The following is a 1,385-nucleotide window of genomic DNA, read 5'->3' as shown; positions in this document are numbered from 1 at the left end:
CCGGGTCTGTACGGTCTTCGGTGTAACTCCCGATCAAGGAAGAACACCTGATGAGCGACGTGATCGTCTCTGCCGAGGCGGTTGAGGGAGTCCGGCCGGTCGAGCTTGCGCCGGATGTGCTGGACGAGCAGTTGATCGGGCAGTTGGTCGACCGGGCTCGCGCCGGGGGCGTCAGACTGACCGGCGAGGGCGGGCTGCTGCAGCAGCTGACCAAGCGGGTCCTGGAGGCCGCGCTGGAGGGTGAGATCACCGACCACCTCGGCTATGAGAAGCACGACCCGGCCGGTGCAGGCTCCGGGAACTCCCGTAACGGCACCCGGACCAAGACCGTGGTCACCGACGTCGGACCGGTCGAGATCGACGTGCCCCGCGACCGGGAGAGCAGCTTCGAGCCGCAGATCGTGCGCAAGCGCCAGCGTCGGCTGACCGGCGTGGACGACATGGTCCTGTCCCTGTCCGCCCGGGGCCTGACACACGGTGAGATCTCCGCCCACCTGGCCGAGGTCTACGGCGCGAACGTGTCAAAGCAGACTATTTCCACCATCACCGACAAGGTGATCGACGGGATGGCCGAGTGGCAGAACCGCCCGCTGGACCCGGTCTACCCGGTGATCTTCATCGACTGCGTCCACGTGAAGATCCGCGACGGTCAGGTGGCGAACCGCCCGATCTACGTCGCGCTCGCGGTCACCGTCGAGGGCACCCGCGAGATCCTCGGCCTGTGGGCCGGCGACGGCGGCGAGGGCGCCAAGTACTGGCTTCACGTCCTCACCGAGATCAAGAACCGCGGCGTCTCGGATGTCTGCATGGTCGTCTGCGACGGCCTCAAGGGCCTGCCGGACGCCATCGAGACCGTGTGGCCGCAGGCCATCACGCAGACCTGCGTCGTGCACTTGATGCGCGCGAGCTTCCGCTACGCGGCCCGCCAGGACTGGGACAAGATCTCCAAAGCGCTCAAGCCGGTCTACACCGCCCCGACCGCGAAGGCGGCCGAGGACCGGTTCCTGGAGTTCCAGGAGGCCTGGGGAGACAAGTACCCGGCGATCGTGAAGATGTGGTCGGACGCCTGGGCCGAGTTCGTCCCTTTCCTCCAGTTCGACACCGAGATCCGTCGGGTCGTCTGTACCACCAACGCGATCGAGTCGGTCAACGCCCGCATCCGCAAGGCCGTCCGCGCCCGCGGCCACTTCCCCAACGAGCAGGCCGCGTTGAAGTGCGTCTACATGGCCATCATGGCACTCGACCCGACCGGGGCCGGCCGCAAACGCTGGACCACCCGCTGGAAGGCCGCACTGAACGCCTTCGAGATCACCTTCGACGGCCGACTCTCCATCGGCCGCCGCTAACTTAACCCAACCGAGTTACACCGTTGGCTGGACACACCC

1 protein-coding gene is annotated in these 1,385 nt (G+C 66.9%); it reads left to right on the top strand.

The window, feature by feature from the left end; translation table 11 throughout:
- Nucleotides 1-59 precede the first annotated feature (59 nt).
- Nucleotides 60-1,346: an IS256 family transposase gene (locus ACIA8Q_RS33830; RefSeq protein WP_396318312.1), complete on the top strand. Its 1,287-nt coding sequence runs from the start codon at nt 60-62 to the stop codon at nt 1,344-1,346.
- The last annotated feature ends 39 nt before the right edge of the window (nt 1,347-1,385 follow it).

Source organism: Kitasatospora sp. NPDC051705 (assembly GCF_044453265.1).
Taxonomy (GTDB): domain Bacteria; phylum Actinomycetota; class Actinomycetes; order Streptomycetales; family Streptomycetaceae; genus Kitasatospora.
Note: the sequence above shows the minus strand (reverse complement) of the source record. Positions and strands in the feature narration are given on the sequence as shown.